18 protein-coding genes and 2 pseudogenes are annotated in these 21,160 nt (G+C 70.9%); 10 read left to right on the top strand and 10 right to left on the bottom strand.

The window, feature by feature from the left end; translation table 11 throughout:
- Positions 1 to 2 precede the first annotated feature (2 nt).
- Both SXIN_RS09645 and SXIN_RS09640 read left to right on the top strand, forming a co-directional pair.
- The gene (locus SXIN_RS09645) at positions 3 to 629 is read left to right on the top strand and encodes a GTP-binding protein (protein WP_019710081.1); all 627 of its coding nucleotides are present in this window, start codon (positions 3 to 5) and stop codon (positions 627 to 629) included.
- 206 nt (positions 630 to 835) lie between these two features.
- Positions 836 to 2,074 carry a styrene monooxygenase/indole monooxygenase family protein gene (locus SXIN_RS09640; RefSeq protein ID WP_019710080.1) on the top strand — a complete coding sequence of 413 codons (1,239 nt, stop codon included), beginning with the start codon at positions 836 to 838 and terminating at the stop codon, positions 2,072 to 2,074.
- 155 nt (positions 2,075 to 2,229) lie between these two features.
- Here SXIN_RS09640 and SXIN_RS09635 read toward each other — a convergent pair whose 3' ends face one another.
- From SXIN_RS09635 to SXIN_RS09625, 3 genes and pseudogenes are all read right to left on the bottom strand, one after another.
- Complete coding sequence (locus SXIN_RS09635; RefSeq protein WP_019706134.1) at positions 2,230 to 2,505, bottom strand: hypothetical protein; 276 nt, start codon at positions 2,503 to 2,505, stop codon at positions 2,230 to 2,232.
- A 140-nt stretch (positions 2,506 to 2,645) separates the two neighbouring features.
- Positions 2,646 to 3,404, bottom strand: a pseudogene (locus SXIN_RS09630) (TetR/AcrR family transcriptional regulator); the annotation flags it as partial.
- Positions 3,405 to 3,561: 157 nt separating this feature from the next.
- Positions 3,562 to 4,491 carry an AurF N-oxygenase family protein gene (locus SXIN_RS09625; RefSeq protein ID WP_019710079.1) on the bottom strand — a complete coding sequence of 310 codons (930 nt, stop codon included), beginning with the start codon at positions 4,489 to 4,491 and terminating at the stop codon, positions 3,562 to 3,564.
- A 186-nt stretch (positions 4,492 to 4,677) separates the two neighbouring features.
- Here SXIN_RS09625 and SXIN_RS09620 point away from each other — a divergent pair, with 186 nt between their 5' ends.
- Both SXIN_RS09620 and SXIN_RS09615 read left to right on the top strand, forming a co-directional pair.
- Positions 4,678 to 5,790: a ferritin-like domain-containing protein gene (locus SXIN_RS09620; protein ID WP_039822338.1), complete on the top strand. Its 1,113-nt coding sequence runs from the start codon at positions 4,678 to 4,680 to the stop codon at positions 5,788 to 5,790.
- Positions 5,791 to 5,972: 182 nt separating this feature from the next.
- Entirely contained in the window at positions 5,973 to 6,899 is a 927-nt protein-coding gene (locus tag SXIN_RS09615; RefSeq protein WP_095756864.1) for an ADP-ribosylglycohydrolase family protein, read from the top strand.
- An 87-nt stretch (positions 6,900 to 6,986) separates the two neighbouring features.
- On the opposite strand, the gene SXIN_RS09610 is transcribed toward SXIN_RS09615, so the two are convergent.
- The 4 genes from SXIN_RS09610 to SXIN_RS09595 form a co-directional block, all read right to left on the bottom strand.
- Positions 6,987 to 7,538, bottom strand: coding sequence for a DUF3291 domain-containing protein (locus tag SXIN_RS09610; protein WP_019710076.1), 552 nt, complete (start codon positions 7,536 to 7,538; stop codon positions 6,987 to 6,989).
- 128 nt (positions 7,539 to 7,666) lie between these two features.
- Positions 7,667 to 8,257, bottom strand: a complete 591-nt coding sequence (locus SXIN_RS09605; RefSeq protein ID WP_019710075.1) for a DUF4276 family protein — start codon at positions 8,255 to 8,257, stop codon at positions 7,667 to 7,669.
- Positions 8,247 to 9,446, bottom strand: a complete 1,200-nt coding sequence (locus tag SXIN_RS09600; RefSeq protein WP_019710074.1) for an AAA family ATPase — start codon at positions 9,444 to 9,446, stop codon at positions 8,247 to 8,249. The genes SXIN_RS09605 and SXIN_RS09600 overlap by 11 nt, the downstream gene beginning before the upstream one ends.
- Positions 9,447 to 9,625: 179 nt before the next feature.
- Positions 9,626 to 10,060, bottom strand: a complete 435-nt coding sequence (locus SXIN_RS09595) for an ATP-binding protein (RefSeq protein ID WP_019710073.1) — start codon at positions 10,058 to 10,060, stop codon at positions 9,626 to 9,628.
- A 239-nt stretch (positions 10,061 to 10,299) separates the two neighbouring features.
- On the opposite strand from SXIN_RS09595, the gene SXIN_RS09590 reads away from it, so the two are divergent.
- On the top strand, positions 10,300 to 11,181 hold the full coding sequence (locus SXIN_RS09590) for a helix-turn-helix domain-containing protein (RefSeq protein ID WP_019710072.1): 882 nt from the start codon (positions 10,300 to 10,302) through the stop codon (positions 11,179 to 11,181).
- 9 nt (positions 11,182 to 11,190) lie between these two features.
- On the top strand, positions 11,191 to 11,394 hold the full coding sequence (locus tag SXIN_RS09585) for a DUF397 domain-containing protein (protein WP_019710071.1): 204 nt from the start codon (positions 11,191 to 11,193) through the stop codon (positions 11,392 to 11,394).
- 58 nt (positions 11,395 to 11,452) lie between these two features.
- Here SXIN_RS09585 and SXIN_RS09580 read toward each other — a convergent pair whose 3' ends face one another.
- The 3 genes from SXIN_RS09580 to SXIN_RS09570 all read right to left on the bottom strand — a co-directional run bounded on the left by SXIN_RS09580 (position 11,453) and on the right by SXIN_RS09570 (position 14,967).
- Positions 11,453 to 12,910 (bottom strand): peptidoglycan D,D-transpeptidase FtsI family protein, encoded by a 1,458-nt coding sequence (locus SXIN_RS09580; protein ID WP_019710070.1) that lies wholly within the window; start codon positions 12,908 to 12,910, stop codon positions 11,453 to 11,455.
- Positions 12,907 to 14,370, bottom strand: coding sequence for an FtsW/RodA/SpoVE family cell cycle protein (locus tag SXIN_RS09575; RefSeq protein ID WP_095756863.1), 1,464 nt, complete (start codon positions 14,368 to 14,370; stop codon positions 12,907 to 12,909). The genes SXIN_RS09580 and SXIN_RS09575 overlap by 4 nt, the downstream gene beginning before the upstream one ends.
- A gap of 237 nt (positions 14,371 to 14,607) precedes the next feature.
- Positions 14,608 to 14,967, bottom strand: coding sequence for an SH3 domain-containing protein (locus SXIN_RS09570; protein ID WP_019710068.1), 360 nt, complete (start codon positions 14,965 to 14,967; stop codon positions 14,608 to 14,610).
- Positions 14,968 to 15,675: 708 nt separating this feature from the next.
- Between SXIN_RS09570 and SXIN_RS09565 the strand changes: the two genes are divergently transcribed.
- The 4 genes and pseudogenes from SXIN_RS09565 to SXIN_RS09550 all read left to right on the top strand — a co-directional run bounded on the left by SXIN_RS09565 (position 15,676) and on the right by SXIN_RS09550 (position 21,160).
- On the top strand, positions 15,676 to 17,064 hold the full coding sequence (locus tag SXIN_RS09565) for a glycoside hydrolase family 10 protein (RefSeq protein ID WP_039822319.1): 1,389 nt from the start codon (positions 15,676 to 15,678) through the stop codon (positions 17,062 to 17,064).
- Positions 17,065 to 17,629: 565 nt separating this feature from the next.
- A pseudogene (locus tag SXIN_RS09560) lies at positions 17,630 to 18,667 on the top strand (glycoside hydrolase family 10 protein); the annotation flags it as partial.
- 286 nt (positions 18,668 to 18,953) lie between these two features.
- Entirely contained in the window at positions 18,954 to 19,979 is a 1,026-nt protein-coding gene (locus tag SXIN_RS09555) for a DUF5954 family protein (RefSeq protein WP_039822317.1), read from the top strand.
- A gap of 521 nt (positions 19,980 to 20,500) precedes the next feature.
- Positions 20,501 to 21,160, top strand: a complete 660-nt coding sequence (locus SXIN_RS09550) for a hypothetical protein (protein ID WP_019710064.1) — start codon at positions 20,501 to 20,503, stop codon at positions 21,158 to 21,160.

The following is a 21,160-nucleotide window of genomic DNA, read 5'->3' as shown; positions in this document are numbered from 1 at the left end:
CCATGACCCCCGCGGGACCGACGACCGCCGCGCCGCCCGTCGCGGACGAGAACGTCCAGAGCTGGCAGACCGACCGCAGCCGCGCCCCCCTCTCCACCAAGATCGTGGTGGCGGGCGGTTTCGGCGTCGGCAAGACCACCTTCGTCGGCTCGGTCTCCGAGATCACCCCCCTCACCACCGAGGCGGTGATGACGCAGGCCAGCGAGGACGTCGACGACATCGCGGCGACCCCGGACAAGACCACGACGACCGTCGCCATGGACTTCGGCCGGATCACCCTCGACGCCGAGCTGGTCCTCTACCTCTTCGGCACCCCCGGCCAGAAGCGTTTCTGGTTCATGTGGGACGACCTCGTGCGCGGCGCGATCGGCGCGGTCGTCATGGCCGACACCCGGCGGCTGGAGGACTGCTTCCCGGCCCTCGACTACTTCGAGAGCTGCGGGCTGCCGTACGTCGTGGCCGTCAACCACTTCGAGGGCACCGAGTCCTACGCGGCCGAGGACGTGCGCGAGGCGCTGTCCGTGCCGGACCACGTCCCGGTCGAGATCATGGACGCGCGCGAGCGGACGACCGTGATCCGGTCCCTGCTCGCCCTCGTGGCCCACGCCCTTGACGTGACTCCCGAGTGACATAGCCTCACCTCCGAGCCCGGAACGGGCAGTTGTGCTGCTCAGAGCCCCGGCGGCCGCAGATCCCGCGATGCTCCGGCACCGGGGACGGCGCGGTACCCCGGGCCTCCGGCGCCCCGGTCCGGGCCCCCGGCGGGTGTCCCGGCGCCCCTGCCGTTCCGCGGTTCCGCCCGTGTTCCTCACCGTGTGAAAGAGAGCCCACCGCCATGCGGAAGATCCTCGTCGTCGGAGCCGGCCAGTCCGGTCTCCAACTCGCCCTCGGCCTGCAGCAGCACGGCTACGAGGTCACCCTGATGTCGAACCGCACGGCGGACGAGATCCGCTCCGGCCGGGTCATGTCCACCCAGTGCATGTTCCACACCGCCCTGCAGCACGAGCGGGACCTCGGGATCAACTTCTGGGAGAGCCAGGCGCCGCGCATCGAGGGACTCGGCGTCTCCGTCGCCGGCCCCGACGGCAGCCGCGCCATCGACTGGGTGGGCAAGCTGGACGGCTACGCCCAGTCCGTCGACCAGCGGGTGAAGATGGCCGGCTGGATGGAGACCTTCGCGCAGCGCGGCGGGCAGCTCGTCATCCACGGCGCCGCCGTCTCCGACCTCGACTACTTCTCCCGCTCCTACGACCTGGTGCTCGTCTCGGCCGGCAAGGGCGAACTCGTCTCCATGTTCGGCCGGGACGCCTCCCGCTCCCCGTACGACAAGCCGCAGCGCGCCCTGGCCGTGGCCTACGTGCACGGGCTCGGCCCGCGCCCCGAGCACCCGGACTACGACGCCGTGCGCTGCAACCTCGTGCCGGGCGTCGGCGAGATGTTCGTCATGCCGACCTACACCCTCTCCGGCCGGGCCGACATCCTCTTCTGGGAGGGCATCCCCGGCGGCCCGCTGGACGTCTTCGACTCCATCAAGGACCCGGGCGAGCACCTGGCCACCACCCTGGACCTGATGAAGCGGTTCCTGCCCTGGGAGTACGACCGCGCGGGCAAGGCGGAGCTGACCGACGCGGGCGGCACCCTCGCCGGCCGCTACGCCCCCACCGTGCGCAACCCCGTCGGCCGGCTGCCCTCGGGCGGGCTGGTGCTCGGCGTCGCGGACGTCGTCGTCGCCAACGACCCGCTGACCGGCCAGGGCTCCAACTCGGCCTCCAAGTGCGCCGCCTCCTATCTGGCGAGCATCCTGGAGCGGGGCGACCAGCCGTTCGACGCCGAGTGGATGCAGTCCGCCTTCGACCGCTACTGGGAGACCGCCCGGCACGTCGTCAAGTGGACGAACGCGATGCTGGCCCCGCCGCCGGAGCACGTCCTCAACCTGATCGGCGCGGGCGGGCAGTTCCAGCCGGTCGCCGACCGCTTCGCCAACGCCTTCGACAACCCGGCCGACCTGGAGAACTTCTTCTACGAGCCGGCGAAGACGGAGGGCTACCTCGCCGAGGCCGCGGGCGCGCGGTAGGCCGGCGGGCCCGGGCCGGTGCCCGGCCCCGCCGGCCGGCGACGGGCCCGCACGCGGCAGGTCGCGGGAGGCCGGGTGGCCGGGTGGCCGGTCCGTGGTCCCGGTCGGTACCCGGTCGGCCGCCCGGGGCCGGTGCCGCCGGGCGTGCCGCCGGTTCAGGCGCCGGGGCTCCGCCGGGTCCAGGGCCAGTTCGGGCCCGTGGCGCGGCGGCCCTCCGGGTCGTAGACGTACTTCCAGCCCAGCGGCAGCCCGAGCCGCTTGCTGTGGCCGCGGATCTCGCGCCGGTAGACGTGGACCACGGGCGCGCCGCCGTCCGGTTCCGGTACCGGGACCTCGTAGACCTTCGGCGGCTTTCCGGTCGCCCCCGTCAGCACCGGCAGCACCCGGCCGTCCAGCGGCCCGCCCACGAAGGGGGTCTCCTCGCTCCTCACGAGGCGTCCTCCCCCGCGCCGCGCGGAGCGGCACCGGATGCTCCGCCCTCCGGCGGAGACCCGTCGGCCCCGGCGGGCCGGGAAGCGTTGGGAGCCCCGGGAGCCCCGGCCTTCCCGGATTCCCCGGCACCCGCGGCGTCCAGCAGATGCCCCGCTCCCGCGGCCAGCGGCAGCAGCCGCCGGACGAGAGCGCCCACCGGCCCGTCCGCCCGCTCCGCCGCCAGCGCCTCCCTGAGCACGCCCGCCGTCTGCGGGTCGTGCGCCGCGGTGGCGGTGAGGAGGGCGAGAAAGTGGTCGAGCAGCCAGTCGCGCAGTTCGGCGGCGGGCGGCTGCTTCTCCTCGTCCAGCCAGATCAGCGAGGCGGCCTCGACCGCCGCGATCCAGGTGCGGACGGCGGTGCCCAGCCGCAGCCCGGGCCGGGAGACGCCGAGATGGACGAGGATCTGCTCGGCGGCGGCCCGCCGCACCTCGTCCACGATGGCCGAGGTGCGGGAGGTCTCGGCGACGCTGCCGCCCTGGAGCAGCGCGCTGAAGCCGGCGTCGTACTCGTCGACGAAGGCGAGATAGCGGTCGAGGGCGCGCCCCAGCCGCTGGGTCATCGGACCGGTCTGGGGTTCGGCGAAGCACCGCTCCATCCGGTCGGCGGCGCTGCGCAGCGCCGCCTCGTACAACTGCGGTTTGCCGCCCGGGAAGTAGCGGTAGACCAGCGGGCGCGACACCTCGGCGGCGTGGGCCACGTCGTCCAGCGAGACCTCTTCCGGCGCCCGGTCGGCGAAGAGCGCGAGCGCCGCGTCCAGCAGCTGGCGGCGCCGCTGCTCGACGGTGAGCCGCCGGTACGCGGCGCCGGGGCCGGACCGGCGGCCGGACGTTGCTCTGGGGGCGGTGCCGCTGCCGTTCATGCCCGCAGGGTAACCGGCGCGGCGGGGCGGCGGCTCGGTCCGGGCCCCGTCCGTGCCTCGTCCCGGCCCTGCCCGGACCTGCCCGTTGTCCGCGCGGCCCCGCCCCTGCGCCCCTCCGCCCCGGCCGGGGCGGCCGGGGCGGGACAGGGCAGCCGTCTCAGGCCAGCAGCCCCGAGCTCTTCCACATCCGGCGTCCCGCCCCGCGCAGCACGCCGATGTCGTCCAGGAAGTCCGTCAGCTTCTTCGCCCCGGTCTGCATGACCTCGCGCCGGTGCCCGCTGGCCGCGACCTGGGCGACCGCCTCCCGCTTGTCGAGGCCCACGTTCGTGTAAACCTCGGGGTTGATGAAGGCCTTGGAGAAGACGCGGGCGAACTCGCCCGAGGTCAGCCGGGTGAACTCCCGGCTCCAGCGCGGCGCGCTCACCATCTGGTGGCGCAGCTCCTCCCGGGCGTACCGCACATGGCGGGCCTCCTCCACCACGTGGATGCGCGTGACGCCGCGTACCAGCGGCTGGATGCGCTCGTCCGGGAAGGTCAGCCGCTGCATCCAGTCGAGGATCTCCTCGCCGAGCAGCGTGGCGGTGAAGGACCCCGGCGTGGTGGAGACCGTCTTGAACAGCCGGCCGAGGTTCTGGTGGACCCGCGACACCGGGTAGACGGGGGTGTCGTTCCGCTGGATCAGCCGGGCGAACATCTTGGAGTGCCGGCACTCGTCCTCGATCTCGGTGAGGGCGTAGCGCACGTGCGAGCTGGTCGGCGACTTGTCGTAGATGTGCCGGCAGAGCAGCTGCATGAGGATGATCTCGAACCAGATGCCGAGCGAGGCCAGGGCCGAGGACTCGTGCTTGGAGAGCTCGATGCGCTGCTCCTCGGACATGGTCTTCCAGAGCGGGGTGTCGTAGAGGGAGACCAGCTCCGGCGGCCAGAACCAGCGGCCCTCCTCGAAGGGGGCGTCCCAGTCCAGTTCGGCGTCCGGGTCGAAGGAGTGCTTGGCGGAGGAGTCGAGCAGGCGCAGGGCGACTTTTTCCCGGTCCTTGAGCAGGCCGAGAGCATCCCGCTGCGCCGCTGCCCCGGTTGTGATCGTCATGCTGTCGGCCACCTCGCTTGTGGGTTACCCGCGGTACCCCTTTATGAGACTGCGTGTCAGCAAGAACGTCAATCCCCTGGCGAAGACTTGTTGAAGCCCGGTTGACCCCGCCGCGGAGACCGTGTGAGCCTGCCAACCATCCCGCTCTCCACGGGAGTCCGCGAGGCCGAGGCCGAGGAGGCGTCGATGACGACGCACGATCTCTACGCGAAAGACCCGGGAACCCCCGACTGGCAGGTGCCGGCCTCCGGCGCCGCCCGCTTCAGCTGGGACTACGACGACGGGCGCGACCGGCTGCTCGCCCTGTACCAGAAGGGCAAGGACAAGCAGTGGGACTCGGTCCGCCGCATCGACTGGGAGCTGGAGGTGGACCCCTACGACCCGCTCGGCACCCCCGACGAGGCCCTCGCCCTCCACGGCACCCGGCACTGGAGCCGGATGACCGAACGCGACAAGGGCGTGCTGCGGCGGCACTACAGCTCCTGGCAGTTCAGCCAGTTCCTCCACGGCGAGCAGGGCGCCATGATCTGCGCCGCCCGCATCGTGGAGTCCGTCCCCGACCTGGACGCCAAGTTCTACTCCGCGACCCAGACCATGGACGAGGCCCGGCACGCCGAGATCTACGGCCGCTTCCTCCACGAGAAGATCGGGATGCTCTACCCGATCAACGACAACCTCCAGGCCCTGCTGGGCGACACCCTGCGCGACTCCCGCTGGGACATGCCCTACCTCGGGATGCAGGTCCTGATCGAGGGCCTGGCCCTGGCCGCGTTCGGCATGATCCGCGACACCACCGACAAACCGCTCCCGAAGCAGATCCTCGCCTACGTCATGCAGGACGAGGCCCGGCACGTGGCCTTCGGGCGGATGGCGCTGCGCGACTACTACCGGCAGCTCACCGACGCCGAACTCCGCGAGCGCGAGGAGTTCGTCATCGAGGGCTGCTACCTCATGCGCGACCGGCTGCGCGGCACCGAGGTACTGGAGAACTTCGGCATCCCGGCGGCGGAAGCGGCGGAGTACACCGAGCAGTCGGAGTTCCTGCACCTCTTCCGGAAGCTGCTGTTCAGCCGGATCGTGCCGTGCGTCAAGGACATCGGCCTGTGGGGCGAACGCCTCCAGCGCGCCTACCTCGACCTGGGCGTCTTCGAGCTCGGCGACTCCAACCTCGACCTGCTGATGGCCCAGGACGAGGAGCTGGCCGAGCAGCTGGACGCCGAACGCTTCGCGGCCGAGGAGGCCGCCCGCACGGCGGAGGTCACCGAGGCGATCGCCGAGGGCGCGGCGGCCGAGAGCTGACGGGGGCGGACCGTCCCGCGCGCCCGCCCGGCGGGAAGGAGCGCCGGGTGCGCGGTGCGTACGGCGCGGTGCCCACGGCGCGGTGCCCGCCTACTGCGCGGTGCGTACGGTGGCGCGTACGGCGGCGCGGTGGTCCGTGCACACCACATGCCACGGCGACGCGCGGCTGACAGCATGGACCCATGACAGCGATCCGTCCCGGCAGCCGCGCCGCCGCCCACGACAGCCTCCGCGCCCTGGCCCTCGGCGACGCCTTCGGCGAACGCTGGTTCCCGCTCGCCGCCGAGCGGGGCAGCGTCGGCGAGGCCATCAGGGAGCGGCGGACCCCCGAAGCGCCCCTCTGGCACTGGACGGACGACACCGCCATGGCCCTGGCGCTCTTCGCCGTCCTCGACCGCCACGGCGAGGTGCGGCAGGAGAAACTGGCCCGGGAGTTCGGCGAACGCTTCCTCGCCGAGCCCGCCCGCGGCTACGGCAGCGGTATGCACGAACTGCTGCCGCTGCTCGCCCGGCGGCCGGACCGGTGGCGCGAGGACGCGGACGCCCTCTTCGGCGGCCAGGGCAGCCTCGGCAACGGCGCCGCCATGCGCGTCGCACCCCTCGGCGCCTGGTTCGCGGGCGACCCGGAGCGGGCCGCCGCGCAGGCCGTGCTGTCGGCGCAGGTCACCCACGCCCACCCGGAGGGCATCGCGGGCGCGGTGGCCGTCGCCGTCGCGGCCGCCCTCGCCGCCGACCGGACGGAGGAACCCCCGGCTCCCGCCGAGCTGTTGGCCGGCGTGGCGGACCACACCCCCGAGGGCGCGGTACGCGACGGCGTGCTGCTGGCGGCCGGACTGCCCCCGGGCACCGAACCGGCAGCGGCGGCGGCAGCCCTGGGCAGCGGCTACCGCATCCGCGCCGACGACACCGTGCCGTACGCCCTGTGGTGCGCGGCCGGACACCTGGACGACCTCACCGAGGCGCTGTGGACCACCGCGGCGGGCCTGGGCGACATCGACACGACCTGCGCCATCGCGGGCGGTGTCGTCGGCGGCCGGACGGGCGTCGCCGATGTCCCGGACGTCTGGCTGGAGCGCGCGGAACCCCTGCCCACGCCCTTCGCGGCCTGACCGCCGCTCCCGGGGCCGGCATCCGGCAGGGGCCCGACGCCGGCAGGACCGGGGCCCGCCGGGACTGAGGCCCTGCCGTCCCGCGCGTCAGCCGACGGTGCAGACGTCACCGGCGTTCGCCTCGCGGGCGCGCGCCAGGTCGGCCGCCGTGGCCTCCGCGGTACCCGGCACGGGGCTCGCGGGCCCGGGCGGGAAGGCGCTCCGCAGCCCGAACGCGTAGGGCGTGGGCCCGTGCCGGCGCAGATGCGTCAGCCGTTCCTCAGCTTCGGCGACGGACGGCCGGTGGCCGGCGGGGACCCACCACAGGGCGGTCACCGCCTCCGCCAGCCGCTCGAACCACTCCCGGCGGCGGCGCATCAGGTCGCGGTGGAGGCCGTCGTACATGAAGCGGGTGAGGGAGTCGAGGTCGCGCCACACGGTCAGGTTCACGATCAGCCAGTCGTCCCCGAGGACCGGCACCTCGGTGGCGTTGCCGCTGTCGCTCTGGAGCCGCCAGCGGAAGCCCTCGGAGGCGTCCGCGGTGGCGTTGACGGGGTCGAGCCCGTCGACGAAGTCCTGCAACTGCGGTGAATCGAGCGGGGCGAGGAGCCGGGCGATATTGATCTGGGCGAGCTCGAACGGTGCGGCTGCGTCAGTCATGGCCGCACGGTAGCGCCGGACGCCCGGCCGCGCACTGAGTTACTACCGGCTGCCGCCGGACCGGCCCACACCCAGCTCGAACCAGGTCGCCTTGTCGTCCCTCTGACCCCGGCACGGAAGACGGGACATCACAGGAAGTGCAGCTTCTCCATCGCCGTCCGGAGTTCCGAGAGCCAGCGCTGGTACGAGGCCACCTTCCCGAGCTTCGCCAACTCCACCGTCTGCCCCAGGCGGTCGAAGTCCCGTTCCGGGTCGCGCCGTCCACCGAGTGCGGTCCTGAGCAGAGCTTTCGGGTCTGCAGCCTTCTCCACGTCGTGGGGCAGTTCCCAGGCCGCGTCCCACCCCGCCGGTGATGCCGCTCGCAGGGCAGCGGTGTCGGCAAGCATCCATGCCTCGGTTTCCCGGACCGGCACCAGGCCCACGATGCGGGAAGCCTCCTCGGCGAAATGCTCGCGGACCGCGTCGACCTTGCCGCGCTCATTGTGGTCGTGGTGGACGACAACGGCATCGAAGTACCGCAGGAGTTCGGCGACTTCGCCGACCACCGTCCGTCGCGGAGCCACGGTGAAACACTCACCGGTGACGACGCCCGAGTAGTCGAACTCCGACGGCGCCCGCAGAGCCAGGTCGGCGATCTGCCGGTCGATCAGTGGCACGAGGAACCACTGGTCGCTCGCCCCTTCGGTGAGAAGGGCGAGACTCAGGTACCTACGCCCCACGCGCGTACCGCCCCACGGGATCGAGGTACTTGCGGACCTCCAAGGGCGTCACGAACGTCCCGCGCTCCCCCTCCGCCGCCACCTTCCGTGCCCGGGTGAGCCTGCGCGGGGGAAGACCGTCACCGAAGCGCGTCACGGTGTCCAGGAAGACAACCGACTCCGGCGCCTCGTCCAGTGCGGCGGCCAGGGCGATGGGGGAGTGCGAGGTGATCAGCGTCTGGCGTCCGTCTCCCGAGGAGAGGTTCCCCAGGTTGCTGGTGCGCCCGCGCAGTCGCGAGAGCAGGTGCGGCACTCTGCTGGGGTGGAGACCGTTCTCCGGTTCCTCGAACATCAGGACGCCTTCATGGGCGGGGTCGTGGGCGGCGGCGAGCAGGGCGAGGACACGCAGCGTGCCCGCGGAGGCCGTGCCCGGGCTCACCCGGTGCTCGTGCTTGTGCTGGAGCCAGACGTCCCACTGGCCCCATTCCTCGTTCGCCTCCACGGTGATGTCCGCCAGGTCCGGCAGGAGCGCCACGGCGTCGGCCCGGAAGTCGTACCAGCTCTCGGGGTTCCGGGAGATCCGTCCCAGGACGGCTCCGAGATTCTTCCCGTCCTCGGCCAGGGGCGCGGTGTCATAGGTGGAGGAGGCGACCCGCATGGCCTTGGGGGAGGGCTCGACGATCCGCCAGTTCCTGGAGACCGCGGCGAGCTCGGGGCCGTACACGCTGTCCTGCACGGGAACCCGGGTGGCGTGCAGTTCTCGCATGGAGTTCCCGCGGATCTCCGGGGGGAGTCCCAGGGAGTCCGCGTACTCCCGCCACTCGGAGTCGCCGTAGTGATCGCGGACGTTGCCGACCTCGACGGTGACATCCAGTGGCTGCGGCGGATCCGCGTACCGGACCAGGGCCACGACCCTGAGGAAGCAGTAGCCCCGGGGCCCGTCCACGATCACGTCGGCCGTGATCCGCAGGGTGTCGGCCGGCCGGCCCGCCGGGCTCCGCCGGAAGAGTTCCTTGGGCCCGCCCCGGCGCGCGCGGTCGACCAGCGTCTGGCCCTCAGGCTCCCGGATCAACTGCCCCAGCAGGTCGACGGCTTCGAGCAGATTGGACTTCCCCGAAGCGTTGGTGCCCAGGAGAACGCCGAAGGACGGCAGGTCCAGGGCGAACCCCTCGAAGGACTTGTAACCGTCGATCTCGATCCGTGTGATCACTGCGGGACACCTCCTCTCCGAACTGCTGCCCGTGTGCCGCACCACACTATCCAGCTCCGCGGACACCGGGCCCGGGATCGGAAGTCACAAGGCGCGGCCGCCGGCCCCCGGGGAAGGGCTGGTACTCGTCCTGGCCCGGGAACTCGGCACAGCACCTCCGGTCATCGGTCAACCGCCTCTCATCCGCTCAGCGGAGTGGACTGGAGCCCCAGCTCGAACCAGGTCGCCTTGCCCTCTCCGGGCCCGTGCCGGCATACGCCCCATGCGTCGGCTCCGGCGGAGATGAGCGCCAGGCCCCGGCCGGACTCCTCGTCGGGATGCGGGGTGCGGCGGACCGGCAGCCCCGGTGCCTCGTCGTGCACCAGGACCCGCAGACGGCCGGGGGAGTTCCCGAGCCACTCGGCGAAGACGGTCACCGGGGTCGTACAGCCCTTGCTGCGGCAGGCGTTGACGGAGTTCGTCACCACCTCGGAGGTGAAGAGCAGGGCCGGGTCGATCAGGTCGTGACGACCGGCGGCGGCCAGCAGCGTTCGCACGGCCTCCCGCGCGGCGCGGACCCACACGGGATCGGGCGGGAAGACGAGGGAACAGTCGGGGGAGCGGGTGGCGAACATGGCGGCCTCCTGGCGGGATGCCCGATGGGGCGGTGGCGATGCCGGTTCAACTGGTCTGGTTTCCGGTGCACTTCCGCCCGTTGGTGGGCTCTTGGGTTGCAGCCGAAGCTATGGTCACGCATGAGTTAGTTACAACCGTGAACGCCCTATTCCACTCGCATGGGTGGAACCTCCGGTGATCAGTGGACGCTGTTCGGCACAGACGGTCACACTGCGCGGGATCGCCGAGGGAGGATCAGATGGCAGCGAGGACCAGCCCCAGCGAGCGGCAGCGCCGGCTCGGCGCCGAACTCCGCAAACTGAGGAAGCGCGCCGGGCTGTCCGGCGACGCTGCCGGAGCGCTGCTCGACGCCGACCGCACCCGGATCAGCCACATCGAGGCGGGCCGGATGGACGTCCCGCGCAACGGTCTCTACCGGCTGCTGCGCTCCTACGGCTGTCCGGAAGGGCCTTTGTTCGACGGGCTGATGGACATGGCCCACGACCGCGGCAAGGGCTGGTGGAACGAATATGACGCTGATATGTGCCGTTCCCTGCTGGACTTGGCAGAAGCTGAGGAACGGGCCGCAGGTATCCGCGTGCACGACCCGGCGCTCGTGCCCGGAATGCTGCAGACCAGGGAATACGCGGAAGCGATCATCGAGACGCTGCCCACCGGAGACGAGACCGTCGAGCGTTCGGTGCAGTTCCGGCTCGACCGTCAAAGGGTGCTGACCAGAGAGAATCCCGTCCCGTACCACGTCATCCTGTCGGAGTCCGCTCTCAGACTCCGCATCGGATCCGAGAGGGTGATGCGCAGACAGTTGCTGCGTGTCATCGAGGTGGCGCGACTTCCTCACGTCACCGTGCAGGTCTTTCCGTTCACGGCAGGCGCTCATTCGGCCTTCGCCGGACCCTTCATCCTCCTCAGTGGCCCGGCGCCCGAGTTGGACACCGTCTATCTCGATCGGCCTGTCGAATCGACCTTTGACGGGGATAGCGGGCGTATCGCCGAGTACGGCAAGATGTTCGAAAGGCTGAGTGCGCTCGCCCTGCCCTCCGTGGACCCCGAGGCCGCCCCGGAAACGCATGAGGTCCGGGATTCCCTGGGGCTGATCCAGCACCTCATGTACGAGCTGTAGGGAGATCCCATGTCGCACCTCCGCTGGAGCAAGTCGTCGTACAGCTCGTCGAGCAGCAACGAATGCATCGAGGTAGCCGGTACCCCCCGGCGTCGGGTCCACCTCCGGGAGAGCGACCAGCCGCACACCGTGCTGAGCGTCGCCCCCGGCATATGGTCGGCCTTCGCGCGGGCCGTCAAGGCCGGCGAGTACGACCACGCCTGCCGGCGCTGAGGGCGCACCGGAGCCCGGAGGCCCCGCAGACCCCGGCGCCCGACGGGGCCCCCGCGCCTCAGAGCCCCAGTGCCGCCCGCATCACCTGGCGGGCGATCGGGGCCGCGTTGCCGCCGCCGCTGATGTCGGCGCGGTCGGCCGCCGCGTCCTCGACGACCACCGCGACCGCGACACCGGGCTCGTCGGCCCCGTCCTTCTGCGCCCAGGAGATGAACCAGGCGTACGGGATGCCCTCGTTGCCCACGCCGTGCTGCGCGGTGCCGGTCTTGCCGCCGACCTCCGCGCCGGGGAGGGCCGCGTTGGTGCCCGTGCCGTTCTCGACCACGTCGCGCATCAGTTCGCGCAGGACCTCCGCCGTGCCGGAGTCCATCGTGCGCTCGTAGGTGCGGGGGCGGGTGACGGCCACGGTGTCGCCCTCGGAATCGGTGATCCTGTCGACCAGGTACGGCTTGCGCAGCCTGCCGTCGTCGGCGACGGCCGAGGCGACCATCGCCATCTGGAGCGGTGTGGCGGCGGTGTTGTACTGGCCGATCGAGGACAGGGCGAGCTGGGCGTCGTTCATGTCGGTGTCGAAGACGGATGCGGCGACCCGGGAGGGCACCCGCAGACCGTCGTCGTTGAAGCCGAACTTCTCGGCCGTGTCCACCATGCCGTCGAGCCCGACCTCCACACCGAGTTTGGCGAAGACGGTGTTGCAGGAGACCTCCATGGCGTGGCGCAGGTCGGCGTCCTCGCAGCCCCGCGCCTCGTTGGTCAGATCCGTCCGGGTGCCGGGGAGGGTGTACGGCGCGGGGGTGTCCGTCGGCTCGTCCACATCGGTCACCACGCCCTGCTCCAGGGCGGCCGCCGCCGTGACCACCTTGAAGACGGAGCCGGGCGGGTAGGTCTGGCGGAGCGCCCGGTTGAGCATCGGCTGGTTCTCGGCGCCGGTCAGCCGCTGCCAGGCGTCGACGGCGGCGTCCCCGTTCCCGGAGATCTGTTCGGGGTCGTAGCTCGGGCTGCTGACGAGGGCGAGGATCTTGCCGGTGTCCGGTTCCAGGGCGACCACCGCGCCGCGCGCGCCGCCCAGGCCGTCGGCGGCGGCGCGCTGGACGGCCGGGGCGATGGTGGTGTGGACGTCGCCGGCCGGTTCGCGCTCGCGGGTCAGGGCGTGCCAGAGCGGGAAGACGGAGAGCCGCGGGTCGGCGCCGGAGAGGATGTCGTCCTCGGCGTCCTCCAGGAGCGTGGTGCCGTAGATCTGCGAGGCGTAGCCGGTGACCGGCGCGTACAGCGGCCCGTTGACGTACGTGCGTTCGTAGCGCAGCCGCTCGCCGGTGTCGCGGGAGCCGGTGACGGGCTCGCCGTCGACGAGGATGTCGCCGCGCGGGGCGCTGTAACGGGTGATGTTCTTGCGGCGGTTGGCCTGGTTGTCCTCGTACTCCTCGGCGTCGATCACCTGGATGCGGGAGGCGTTGAGCAGCAGGGCCACCAGGAGGAGCAGGAAGAAGGCGGACAGATGGCGGATCTGGCGGATCACGGCCTCGCCTCCCCGGGATCGCCGGGCGAGCCGGGACCGGGCGGACCCGCCTGACCGCCGGGCTCGTCAAGGCCCTCCGGGGCGGCCGGCGCCGGCCGGCGGGCCGTGTCGCTCATCCGGATCAGCAGGGCCACGATGATCCAGTTGGTGACGACGGAGGAGCCGCCCTGCGCGAGGAACGGCATCGCCATCCCGGTGAGCGGGATCAGCCCCATCACCCCGCCCGCGATGACGAAGACCTGGAGCGCGACGATCGAGGCCAGGCCGACCGCCAGCAGCCGGCCGAAGGGGTTGCGCTGGGCGAGGCCCGTCCGCAGCCCCCGTTCCACCAGCAGGGTGTACAGCAGGAAGATCGCGAAGAGCCCGGTCAGCCCCAGCTCCTCGCCCGCCGTGGCCAGGATGAAGTCGGATTTCGCGGCGAATCCGATGAGGACGGAGTCCCCCTGGCCGAGTCCGGTGCCGAGGACGCCGCCGGAGGCGAAGGCGAAGTAGGTCTGCGCCAGTTGGCTCGCGCCCTCGCCCGCGTCGATGGAGGCGAAGGGGTGCAGCCAGTCCTGGACCCGGCTGTGGACGTGGGGTTCCAGGGAGCCGACGGTGACGGCGCCCGCTGCGGCCAGCAGCAGCCCGACCGCGATCCAGCCGGTGCGGCCGGTGGCCACGTACAGCAGCACCACGAAGAGTCCGAAGAAGAGCAGCGAGGTGCCGAGGTCGCGTTCCAGGACGAGGACGCCGACGCTGGCCAGCCAGATGGTGAGGATCGGGCCGAGCACCCGCCCGGTGGGGAACTGGAACTTCCAGATCCGGCGGCCGGTGTAGGCCAGGGCGTGCCGGTTGACCGCCAGATAGGAGGCGAAGAAGACGGCGAGCAGGATCTTGGCGAACTCGCCGGGCTGGAACGAGAGACCGGCCACCCGGATCCAGATCTTGGCGCCGTTGATCGCGGGGAAGAAGATCGGGACGATCAGCAGGACCAGCGCGGCGGCCACGCTCAGATAGGCGTAGCGCTGCAGCACCCGGTGGTCGCGGAGGAACAGGACGACGGCGATGAAGAACCCGACACCGAGCGAGGACCAGATGAGCTGGGTGGGGGCGGCCTCGTCGGCGGGGGTGGCGAGGTCGAGCCGGTAGATCATCACCAGGCCCAGACCGTTGAGCAGGACGGCGATGGGCAGCAGCAGGGGGTCGGCGTACGGGGCGCGCAGGCGTACGGCGGCGTGGGCGAGGAGGGCGAGGAGCCCGAGGCCCGCTCCGTAACCCGCGGCGCCGGCCGGCACGGTGCCGTCGGTGGCCAGGCCGACCTCGATATAGCCGTAGACGGAGATCAGGACGGCACCGGCGAGCAGGACCAGCTCCGTACCGCGGCGCCGGGGGAGCCGCACCGGGGGCGGGAGCGCTTCCGGGAGGCCGTCCGGATGCGAGCCCGGACGGTCCGAGGGGGGACCCGCTGTCGATGCGGCCATGACAGAGAACGTAACAAACTCGCTGGCGTTATGTCTGTTATGCCATCAGATGCCCTGAGAGCGAGGGCGGTTGGGGACGTGAGTCGTCCTACCCGCCCTGCGTCCCGGTACACGCGGCCGGGCAGGGCGCACCCCGGCGTACTCCGCCGCCGTGCGCAGCGCCACGCCCCCCGCGCGCGAGGCGTGCGGGGGGTGCGACGTCATCCGGGCGGCCGGTCCGTCAGTACCGGCGCGCGGTCAGCACCAGCGCGGGGCCGGGCCGATGTTCTTGATGTAGCGGGCCGACGCGAACGCGTAGTGGCCGTCCTTCAGCACGTACCAACGGTTGTTGCCGTCGATGTTCTGGCCGTGGACCTTGCACTTGATCTTCACGATGGCGCCGTACGGCTTGGAGCCGACGACGTGGCCGCCCTTGTTGGGCGCGCTGCGGAGCAGCAGGCCGGAGTGGGCGATGACCTTGCCCTTGTAGAAGTGGTGGTGGTGACCACCGCCGGTCGGAGCCGCGGTGGCCGCGGCGGCGGGGCCGGCGGCGGCGAGGGTGGCGATGGCGCCGGTGGCGACGCCGACCGCGATCTTGCGGAACTTGGACTGCAGCATCTGCGATGCCTCCTGTGGAGGGGAGGGCCCTGTCCCGGAGGGAGCGGGGCGTTGGTGTTTCCGGGGGCCGGCTGGTTTTCACGGGCAGCATTGGCCGTGATCAACCGGCATGAATGACGCTAAATCGGACACTCTGGGCTCGCAACCGGTCACGCTCCGGCGTGCACGCGAAGAGGGTGTCGCCCAGCGGGTGCGCGCGGGCGGGTGGTGCGGCCGATCCGGAACCTCGTCGCGACGTGCGCGTAAGTGGATGGAAGAACTTTCCGGAAGCTATCCCCGGCGCCCGTGCGGGATGAGGGGAAGCCGATCAAGGTATGTGCAGCTCGGAGCGGGGGTGTCCAGCCAGCACTCCGGCGGTGTCGCCGGTTCCATCCGGATGCGACGCTCCGGTTATCGGAAGGTCCTGGAAATTTTGTTGAACGGTTCGTATTTCCGGGCCGATACCCGTCTCGCGTCGGCACGTTGGCGCAGGTAGACATGGATCAGCGGGGGATGACCGAGGTGTTTCGTCGTTGAAAAACTTCCGGAAACAAGCGTTGACGCTGCGTTCTGACGGGCGTCATACTCCGGATCGATCGAACTACCGCACGCACGGAACCGCCGTTCACCTCCCCCCACTGTCCGGCGTCCCGGCTCGCGGGCCGATCGCACCCACCATGCCCGGACGGTTCCTCCACCTCCGTCCGGTCCCCGGCAGAAGGGGCAGTGATGATCAGCAAATCGTTAAGCGGACGAAGAAGCCCACGGCGGTACGTCCGCCAGGTGCTCGTCTATGGTGCGGCCGCCGTTCTGGCTTCGACCGGTGTCGTCGCGATGTCCGGTACGGCTCACGCCGCGGACACCCTGGGCGCCGCGGCGGCCGAGAAGGGCCGGTACTTCGGTACCGCCGTGGCCGCCAACCGCCTCGGCGAGGCGGACTATGTGGCCACGCTGAACCGGGAGTTCAACAGCGTCACCGCCGAGAACGAGATGAAGTGGGACGCGCTGGAGCCGTCCCAGAACAACTTCAACTTCGGCAACGCCGACCGCATCGTCAACCACGCCCAGCAGCAGGGCATGGACATCCGCGGTCACACGCTGGTGTGGCACTCCCAGCTCCCCGGCTGGGTGAACAACCTCGGCAGCGCCGACCAGGTGCGCAGCGCCATGCGGAACCACATCAACCGGGTGATGGGCCAGTACAAGGGCGAAATCCACTCCTGGGACGTGGTGAACGAGGCGTTCGAGGACGGGAACAGCGGCGCCCGGCGCAACTCGGTGTTCCAGCAGCGGCTCGGCAACGGCTACATCGAAGAGGCCTTCCGCATGGCCCGCGAAGCCGACCCCAACGCCAAGCTCTGCTACAACGACTACAACACCGACGGCCAGAACGCGAAGAGCAACGCCGTCTACAATCTGGTGCGCCAGATGAAGCAGAACGGCGCCCCGATCGACTGCGTGGGCTTCCAGTCCCACTTCAACCAGCAGTCGCCGGTGCCCAGCGACTACCAGGCGAACCTGCAGCGCTTCGCCGACCTCGGCGTCGATGTGCAGATCACCGAACTGGACATCCAGAACGCCCCGAGCGACAGCTACAGCCGCGTGACGCAGGCCTGCCTGGCCGTCGCGCGCTGCACCGGCATCACGGTCTGGGGTGTCACCGACAAGTACTCGTGGCGCAGTGAGCAGAACCCGCTGCTCTTCGACGGCAACTACAACAAGAAGCCCGCGTACAACGCCGTTCTGTCCGCCCTCGGCGGCAGCAGCGACGGCGGCGGTGACGACGGCGGTGGTGACGACGGTGGCGGCAACACCGGGGCCACCTGCACCGCGACGTACTCCGAGACCATGCGCTGGGGCGACCGCTTCAACGGCCAGGTGACGGTCACCGCCAACGGTGGCGCGATCAGCGACTGGACGGTCACCGTCAATCTGACCTCGCCGCAGAGCGTCTCCACCACCTGGAACGGCACGCCCAGTTGGAGCGGCACGGTGATGACGATGAGACCGAACGGCAACGGCACGCTGTCGTCCGGATCGTCGACGAGCTTCGGGTTCACGGTGATGGCCAACGGCAACTGGTCGCAACCACGGATCGGCGGCTGTACGGCCCGCTGACCGGCCCGCACCGACGGCCCGGCCGGCCGGTCACCTGACCGTCCGGCCGGCCGGGCCCGCCGCCCTGCGGGGCCGCCGTCGCTCCCCCGTCCAGGCGGGCCCTCGCCTTGGCAGCTCCGCCCGGCTCTCCGGAAACTCACCGGAGAGCCGGGCGGAGCTTTCTGCTGTCCGGACCGGGGAACCGCCGGGTGAGGACCGCGCGGCCGACACCGCCCGGCAGGCGGGTGCGACCGGCCCAAGGGGTGCCGCCGTTTAACGGAAGGCGCCGATAATTTTCCGCCCACTCGGAGATCGAAAACTAACGACCCGTCGAACGCAGCAGGGTAATCCCAGTTCAGAGATGGGTATCGGCGTTGCCGCCGTGTTTCGGGGCCGAAAAACTTCCGGAAAGAAGCGTTGACTCTCCCTCACCGATCCGGCCATACTCCGGAACGATCGCCGCCGCGGCACCGACACCCCACCGTCGGCCGCGGCGGTACGTGGGGGCACGGCATCACACCGTTCACACCCACCAAGTCCGGACGGGTCCCCCACCTCCGTCCGGTCCCCGGAAGAAGGGGCAGCAATGATCAGCATGACGTCAGCCCGGCGGCAGCGCCGCAAACCCGGCACCCGGAAGACGCTCGTCCTCGGCCTGGCCGCCGTTCTGGCCTCGACCGGTGTCGTCGGCCTGTCCGGTACGGCTCACGCCGCGGACACCCTGGGTGCCGCGGCGGCCGAGAAGGGGCGCTACTTCGGCGCCGCGGTCGCGGCCAATCACCTCGGTGACTCCCAGTACGTGCAGACGCTGAACCGGGAGTTCAACAGCGTCACCGCGGAGAACGAGATGAAGTGGGACGCGCTGGAGCCGTCCCAGAACAACTTCAACTTCGGTAACGCCGACCGGATCTTCAACCATGCCCGGCAGCAGGGCATGGACGTCCGCGGTCACACGCTGGTGTGGCACTCCCAGCTCCCCGGCTGGGTGAACAACCTCGGCAGCGCGGACCAGGTGCGCAGCGCGATGCGGAACCACATCAACCAGGTGATGGGCCACTACAAGGGCCAGATCCACTCCTGGGACGTGGTGAACGAGGCGTTCGAGGACGGCAACAGCGGTGCCCGCCGCAACTCCGTCTTCCAGCAGCGGCTCGGCAACGGCTACATCGAAGAGGCCTTCCGCATGGCCCGCGAAGCCGACCCCAACGCCAAGCTCTGCTACAACGACTACAACACCGACAACTGGAGCCACGCCAAGACCCAGGCCGTGTACAACATGGTCAAGGACTTCAAGTCCCGCGGCGTGCCCATCGACTGCGTGGGCTTCCAGGCCCACTTCAACAGCGGCAACCCGGTGCCGAACAACTACCACACCACGCTGCAGAACTTCGCGGACCTGGGTGTGGACGTGCAGCTCACCGAGCTCGACATCGCCGGCTCCGGCAGCTCCCAGGCCGAGCAGTTCGGCGGAGTGACCCAGGCCTGCCTGGCCGTCTCCCGCTGCACCGGCATCACCGTCTGGGGCATCCCGGACCACTACTCCTGGCGCTCCAACGACACCCCGCTGCTGTTCGACCGCAACTACAACAAGAAGCAGGCGTACACCGCGGTCCTCAACGCACTCAACGCCGGCTGACCGGCAGCCGGACCGCACGGACCGGGCAGTCCCGGCCGTCCGGACCGGCGAGCGCATGACGCGACGGCGCGGCGATCCCCACGGTCGCCGCGCCGTCCGCGTACCGGCGGCGCCGTCCGCGTACCGGCCGCGACGGAACGGGCCCCGCCGACGACGGCCCGCAACGGGCCGCCCGCGCCGCCGATTAGGACAGGCATCCGACAGAATCCAGCAGTACGGGGGATAGCCGCCCGATCCGGCACCCGGCCCCCGGCGCCGCGTCCATGCTGGGCCCGTGACTCAGTATGACGAGCAGAACCCCGCCTACCGAACCGTCCGCGTGACCGCGCTGGAGAGCCCCGTCGCGGCCATGGCGGACCTGGAGGCGTGGGAGGCCCGAGAGACGTACCCGGAGATCCGCTCCGCCGGCGCACCGGTGTTCGGGACCGCGCGGGAACGCGAGGAGGGCGGCTGGGAACTCCGCCCGTACTTCTGCGACACGGCACCCCAGGGCTCCCGCGACGGCCTCGGAGCGCACTTCCGGCTGACGGCCCGGGACGCGGAGGAGGCCGGTGACGAGGCAGCGCGCGACGCGTGCCTGCGGGCAGCGGAACGCCTGGACTGGGAACCCCTCGACGACATGACCGTGCTCGGCCACCGGTACCGCGTCGTCCGGGCGGAGCGGTTCATCCGCATGGGCCCGGACGGTCCCGAGCCGCCCCGGCCCTCCGACCCGGACCCGGCCGCACCGGGAGAGTCCGGCAAGGTCCCGGACCCGTCCGTCGGCTTCGTGATCGACACGACCACCGCCACGGGGATGTCCGAGGGCATCCTCAAGACCGAACTGCTGGGCATGGTCCGCGCGGCCGGTACCGTGCCGCCGGACGTCCGCGCCGACTCGCTGCGCGCCGCGCGGACGCACCCCGGCGGCGTGCTCCTCCCCCCGACGTTCATGATCGCCGAGGACTCCGACGGCCACTGGCGGCCCGAATCGGACGGCACGTCGACCACCCCGCAGGCGGCCCGCGACGGACTGGCCACCCACTGGCGCGGCCCGTTCTTCCCGCAACTGCGCAAGCTCACACCGGAGTTGCGCGCCGAGTACGCCGCTGCGGCCGACCGCATCTCATCCGAACGCCTGAACGAGGTGACGGTGGCGGGCGTGCGCTACCGGGTGGCCCGGGTCGAACGCCTGGTCCGCGTCGGCCCGGACGGCCCCGAGAGCCCACGCCCCTCCGACCCGGACCCGGAGCCACCGATCAAGGTCCACGTCCAGCAACTCAAGGCACAGGGCCTGTGGGAGGAGGACGAGGAGGACTGACCGGCCCTCTCCCGGCCGGGGCCGCCGGCCCCTCCCCGGCCCGGCCCCGGCACGGCTTCGCCCGGCCCCGTCCCGGGAGGCATCAGGGCTGTGCGACCCCGGTCCGCACCTGGCTCCCGGGGCCCCGGCTCCTGAGCCTCCGGGCACTCCGTCCGCCGGAGCGCGGATACGGCCGGGCCCGGTCGTCGGGTCGATCTCGCAGTGCCCCGCGTCCGGGTGAGTACACCGACCGCTTCCGTCTGTTCCGCCGATTCCGCGCCCGGTCGAGCAGCCTTAACAAAAATGCGCGCACTGCACTGCGCTTGCACGCCAGGCGTGTGTCCGCTACGGTCATCACAACGCCGCGGACCGTGGAGAAAGGCGAAACCCCTGGCAGTGGGTGACTGCCAGGGGTTCGGAAGGCCGTGCCCCGGGTGGCGTGCTGAGCAGAGGCGGGCCCGGGGCTTTCACGACCACGGTATCACCGTCACCAGTTCTTGTAACGGCCTGCGGAGGCGGAGCCGTGTTCAGAGGGGGAGTCCGTGATCGAGAGGCTGCCGGAGTGGCTGGTCCGTGCCCTGTCCCGGCCGCGCCTGACCAGGTACGTCGTGGCCGCGCAGGGCGAGTCGCTGACTGCTGTCCGTCTGTATTGGTGGAATGTTGAGGTCTGCGGCGCTCTGTATGGTCCACTGCACTGTCTGGAGCTGGCTCTGCGTAACGCTCTCCATGATCAGATGAGTCGGAAGTATGGCCGATCGGATTGGTGGGAAGCGGCTCCTCTGGACTGGCAAACCAAGCGCCTCGTCATGGAGGCCAGGCGGAAGTGTGAACGCAGAAGGGCAGCACCCACGCCCGACAGCATGGTGGCGGAGCTGTCGTTCGGCTTCTGGGTCTCCCTGCTGAGCCGTAGCTACGACCGGGGTCTGTGGGTTCCCACCTTGCACAAGGCCTTTCCCTACCTGGACCAGCCGCGTAAGAGGCTCTACGACGGTTTGTCCTCGCTGGTCCTCCTGCGAAACCGGATCATGCACCACGAACCCGTGCATCATCGCAATCTTTCTGCGGACCACGCCAAGATCTACCGCATGCTGGGCTACATCATCTCCGAGCTGGCAATTGAGGCCAAGACGATGGATCGCTTCCCCGAGGTTCTCGCAGGCCGTCGCGCCTCTCTCGGCGGCACCCGACCCGCGCGCTTCTGA

The sequence above is a fragment of the Streptomyces xinghaiensis S187 genome (assembly GCF_000220705.2).
GTDB classification, from domain to species: domain Bacteria; phylum Actinomycetota; class Actinomycetes; order Streptomycetales; family Streptomycetaceae; genus Streptomyces; species Streptomyces xinghaiensis.
The sequence above is the reverse complement of the archived record's forward strand: the minus strand, read 5'-3'. Positions and strand labels throughout refer to the sequence as shown.